This window comes from Clostridioides sp. ZZV15-6597 (assembly GCF_020657815.1).
In the GTDB taxonomy this organism is placed as follows: Bacteria; Bacillota; Clostridia; order Peptostreptococcales; family Peptostreptococcaceae; genus Clostridioides.
The window spans coordinates 1-4,922 of record NZ_JAGWCT010000175.1; the positions used below are offsets into that span (position 1 = coordinate 1).

7 protein-coding genes are annotated in these 4,922 nt (G+C 21.8%); all 7 read left to right on the forward strand.

The window, feature by feature from the left end; genetic code table 11:
* On the forward strand, positions 1–1,067 hold a 1,067-nt coding region (locus tag KGF52_RS20280), incomplete at its 5' end, for an SPFH domain-containing protein (protein WP_227841423.1).
* 50 nt (positions 1,068–1,117) lie between these two features.
* Positions 1,118–1,816 carry a hypothetical protein gene (locus KGF52_RS20285; RefSeq protein ID WP_227841424.1) on the forward strand — a complete coding sequence of 233 codons (699 nt, stop codon included), beginning with the start codon at positions 1,118–1,120 and terminating at the stop codon, positions 1,814–1,816.
* 507 nt (positions 1,817–2,323) lie between these two features.
* The gene (locus KGF52_RS20290) at positions 2,324–2,848 is read left to right on the forward strand and encodes a hypothetical protein (protein WP_227841425.1); all 525 of its coding nucleotides are present in this window, start codon (positions 2,324–2,326) and stop codon (positions 2,846–2,848) included.
* A 79-nt stretch (positions 2,849–2,927) separates the two neighbouring features.
* Positions 2,928–3,188 (forward strand): hypothetical protein, encoded by a 261-nt coding sequence (locus tag KGF52_RS20295; RefSeq protein ID WP_227841426.1) that lies wholly within the window; start codon positions 2,928–2,930, stop codon positions 3,186–3,188.
* Positions 3,189–3,207: 19 nt separating this feature from the next.
* On the forward strand, positions 3,208–4,215 hold the full coding sequence (locus KGF52_RS20300; RefSeq protein WP_227841427.1) for a DUF1002 domain-containing protein: 1,008 nt from the start codon (positions 3,208–3,210) through the stop codon (positions 4,213–4,215).
* A gap of 141 nt (positions 4,216–4,356) precedes the next feature.
* Positions 4,357–4,593 carry a S26 family signal peptidase gene (locus KGF52_RS21510; RefSeq protein ID WP_255646339.1) on the forward strand — a complete coding sequence of 79 codons (237 nt, stop codon included), beginning with the start codon at positions 4,357–4,359 and terminating at the stop codon, positions 4,591–4,593.
* A complete protein-coding gene (gene lepB, locus KGF52_RS21515; protein ID WP_413927410.1) occupies positions 4,566–4,871 on the forward strand; it encodes a signal peptidase I in 306 nt (101 codons plus the stop codon). Before KGF52_RS21510 ends, lepB begins: the two co-directional genes overlap by 28 nt.
* The last annotated feature ends 51 nt before the right edge of the window (positions 4,872–4,922 follow it).

A 4,922-nucleotide genomic window follows, 5' to 3' on the forward strand; every position in this document is an offset into this window, starting at 1 on the left:
GAATAGCTATATTACTTTTAAAAATACTTTTTCTATATTTAACACTTTATATTATTAATTTAATAATGAAAATAACTATAGTAAAAGGTAATGAATTTGCAATAGTAGAAAAAAGAATCTCAATGAAACATCTTTCAAGTGACAAATTAATTGCATTAAATGGGGAATCAGGATTTGAAGCTGATATTTTAAAACCAGGTGTATATTTAAAAAATAAATTTATATATAGAATACATAAGTTTCCTCTAATACATATAAATCCAGATGAAATTGCATATGTAGTTTCACATTCTGGTGAATCTTCAACTAATAAACATATTATTGAAAATATATCTAGTAATAATTTTCAAGACACAAAATTATTTTTAGATAATAAAGGTCATACAGGTATACAAAGAGACGTTTTAACAGCTGGAACATATTCAATAAATCTGGCTCAATTCAGTATCATAACAAAATCTAAAATTATATCTTTATATCCTGAAAAATTTTTTTCAATAGTTGATAAAATAAAAAAATGTGAAGGCTTTTCATTAACGGAAATTAAAGAAAATGAAATTGGAATAGTAACTAAAATGAACTTTACAAAAGAAAATGAACAGACTATTTTAACAAAAGGTTTTTATCCTATAAATTGTTTATTTGATAAAGTAGATAAATATCCAAGGGGTGAATTTATTATTAGCTGGAGCTATCTTAAAACTGAAGATTATTCTTTAGATGTATTAGATATAATAACAAAAGATGGATTTCTTGTTAAAATTGAAATATTTTTATTACTACAAATTAAAGATATTAAACTAGTTAAAAACTATTTTTCTAATATGAGTGAACTACTAAATAAACATTTAAATATATTTATTATGGAATACTTTAATAATATACTACAGGACCAAACACTATCAAATTTAATTACCAATAGAAAAACTATATTTAAAGATATTGAATATGATTTTTCTAAAAAAACAAATAAATTAAATCTTCAGTTAAAGAATTTATTTATAAATTTTTCAAATCTAGATGAAAATAAAAACGTAAATTTATATAATATTTTAGATAAAAAGTAAGCTATCATAACAAGCAATAATTGATTAATTTAAAAGGGGATTAAAATAAAATGAAATACTACATAAAAAAATCAGTGAGTCAATTAAAAGTACTTAATTATACCATTAATAATAAACAAACATCATTGTCTAAAAACATAGATATATTCTATATAATGTATGGATATCTATTAAAAAAGATAAAAACTTACACATTCTTAATAAACAATGAAGAAAAAACATTTACTCTAAAAGATTTTCTTCGAGAAATAAATAGCCCTATTGTTTTATTTACCTTAGAAATTTTTAAAATACGAAATATCTTAAAGAAACAAAACATATATATAAATATTTTAGGAAGAGCTATTCCTGAATCTATTAATAAGAATTATATAAATGGTCACTTTATAAAAAAAGAAAAAATAATTTCTAAAAAATATCGTAATTACTTTGAAAAAATAGATAGTATAGATTCAATTTATGTTATAAAAAAAGGAATAGTTTTGGATTTTTATAACTATAGAGACTTTAATTCACAATATGATTTGGATTATGCTATATGTGATGCTATCTCTTGTATGTGCTATACTAACTACATTGAAAATAACATTGATTGTTCGATTTTCAAACATGCTAAAAGAACTACAAGTGCTATGAGAGCTAGAGAAGCCGTTTCAAACTATTTAATGAGTCTCATGTACCATAGATTGATTCCAGATGATGGAAATAGACAAATAATAAAAGATATTTTAATTAAATCAACTCAATAAATATATTTTTAGATAATAATATAATATATTAAATAAAAACTCACTCTTTAAAGAAGCGTGAGTTTTCTCTTTTTAGCACTCTAAATAATATATTTAACCTATTTTTAAAAAAAGTGGCAACTTAAGTGTGTTTATATGGTAAAATTTGTCATTGGTTTTTGTTCAATTATGTGTTATCTTTAATTTAGTATATGTGTATGTATACGTTTTGCTTATAAAAAATATTTTTCTAGTAATTATACTGTCAAGTAATTACTAGTTTTTTTTTGTTAAAATACCAATTAAAATAGATATATAAATCACTTCTAGTACACAATTCTTAATATATACCATTTATTTTTAAAAACTATTTTTTGATATATATATAAATAAGACATATATATTTATATATATAAGAATATGTAGATATATATTTTTACATATAGATATATATAATTACATATAAGATATATATTCTTATATATTAAATTAATATAATTATAAAATAATTAAGGGGTGATTGAATATATGGCATCTATCCGAATAACAAAAGATTTATTAAGAATATTAGTTAATAATAATTATAAGTTATGGTATGGTAGAATCTCAAGCGACATGAGAAAACTCAAACAAAAAGATGATATATCTTTTACATTAAATAAAACACAAATGGAAGACATCGCTACTCAAATATATTTAAAATCAATAAAGGATGATAATTTTATTGTTTCTTCAGTTAGTCTATCTTCCATATTTTGTGAATACATGCATGATAAGGAAATACAAAGTAAAGAATCTACATCTATGATAAACTCTAATTTCAGCGAATATGGTGTAAAGGTTTCTAAGGTAATTTTAAAGCTTTTATTATTTAATTGTTTTAATGAATATATTAAATCAAATTCAATAAAACATATCAAAAAAAGAAACAAAATAAATTTAAAGTTAGCTTTAGATGAAATTTTATATAAAAATCAATTGGAAAAAGATTTTATATTAAATAAAACCTTAGTATTAAATATTTTTGAAAAACATATAAACAGTACTAATTAAAATACAATCAATTTTAATATAAATAGAAAATAAAATTATTTGTATTAGTATCAAATTTTAATAAAGGAGATGTATATATATGTCAAATAAATTTTTTAATGACGACTTAGATACTTCATCTAAAATCAGAAGTATTCTTATAATTATTGTTGCTGCATTATCACTTATAGCACTTTTATTTTTAACATTTTGGGCTTTTTTATTTTTTGGTTATTTCGAAAGTCCTCAAAAAACGCTTATTAGTTTACCTATAGCTCTATTTTTAATTTATTTATTGCTTTTCAGAAAAAATAAATCATCATTCAAAGGAATATCTAATTTATTCCATAAAAAAAATTAAGATACTTGGAGGGAACATAATGAAAATAAGAAAATATATAAAATCTTTGACTACATTATCTCTAATAACAATTTTTCTACTATCAAATACTTTATTTTGTTTTGCAGACTCTTCAAAAGTTCTTACACTTGGAGAAAATCTTAATGATAAACAGAAATCAAAAGTATTACAATATCTAGGAGTATCTGAGGATAACATTGACATTATTCTAGTAAATAATAAAGATGAAAGAAAATACCTTGAAGGAGTAGCTACAGAAGAACAAATTGGACATAGAACACTATCTTGTGCATATATAGAGCCAACTGAAGAAGGTGGAGTTAATGTTAAAATTGCAAATTTAGATTGGGTTACAGCAGATATGATATCATCTACATTAATAACTTCTGGAGTTGAGAATGCCAATGTAATAGCAGTTGCTCCATTTACAGTTAGTGGTACTGGAGCATTGACAGGTTGTTTTAAAGCATTTGAAAAAGCTACTGGAAAACAATTAGATGAAGAAAAAAAAGAAATTGCTACAGAAGAATTAGTTATAACTGGTGATTTAGGAGAAAAAATTGGTCAAGAAAAAGCTACTGGAGTAGTAAATGATATAAAAAAAGAAGTCATAAAAGAGAAGGTTAGTGAATCAGAGAAAATAAATAAAGTCATAGATGAAGTAGCAGCCAAATATGAAGTCTCATTAACGCCTGAACAAAAAACTTCTTTAGCAAATATGATGCTTAAAGTTAGTAATCAGAATTATGATTATTCTAAAATAGAAGATTCTTTAAATAAAGTTACAACTAATGTAAATCAAGTCTTAAACAAAGTTAGCACTGAATTTGAGAAATCAGGTCTGTGGGATAGTATAAAAGCCTTTTTCTCAGGATTATTTTCAAAAGACAATAAGGAAAATAATCTTGGCATTTTAAACTCAACAAATGATAATGCTCTAGGTGACAATGCTAAGGTAGATTCAACTGAAAATAACATAGATAATAATGAAACATTCTTAGATAAAGTAAAGAATATTTTTAAATAATTATTATTTTTATAACTATAGTTTTGCTGATAAATTCCTTAATATTTTAATATTAGGGAGTTTATTTTAGTTTTTATTTAATCTACATCATTATCTATAAATAATAAAAGGACAACAAAACAAATTTGAAAGGTTTATAATATGAAAAAATTATCGAAAAAATCTTTTCCTCTAGTATTTAGATATTTAAAATATATATTAATTGTTTCTTTATTTCTTTTTTTGATAAACAATATTATTACAGTAAAAGGAAATTCTATGTATCCTACTATACAAGAAAAAGATTACTTAATAATTAATAAACTTTTTAAAAAAAATATAAGAAAAGGAGATATTATTGTATTTAATACATATGTGAAAGGCTTAAAAAAAAATTAGTTAAACGTGTAATTGCAACTCCAGGAGATAATTTACTTATAACACAAGGTAATGTATTTATAAATGGGAAATTAATAGAAGAAAACTATATTAATAAAGATACTTATACTTATGGTAATGTTAATATTGTTATTCCATTAAATTATATTTTTGTAATGGGAGACAATAGAATGAATAGTAGAGATAGTAGAGATAAAAATATAGGTATTATAAATATGAATAATATTGAAGGTAAGATAATTATAAAGATATATGAATCAAACAATATATTTTATTAATTAATCAATATAAATATTATAATAAAAATATATATAAGAAGAGATATATTA

Coding starts and splice junctions, on each gene's coding strand:
- KGF52_RS20285 (WP_227841424.1), top strand. CDS start 1,118: ATGAAATACTACATAAAAAAATCAGTGAGTCAATTAAAAGTACTTAAT.
- KGF52_RS20290 (WP_227841425.1), top strand. CDS start 2,324: ATGGCATCTATCCGAATAACAAAAGATTTATTAAGAATATTAGTTAAT.
- KGF52_RS20295 (WP_227841426.1), top strand. CDS start 2,928: ATGTCAAATAAATTTTTTAATGACGACTTAGATACTTCATCTAAAATC.
- KGF52_RS20300 (WP_227841427.1), top strand. CDS start 3,208: ATGAAAATAAGAAAATATATAAAATCTTTGACTACATTATCTCTAATA.
- KGF52_RS21510 (WP_255646339.1), top strand. CDS start 4,357: ATGAAAAAATTATCGAAAAAATCTTTTCCTCTAGTATTTAGATATTTA.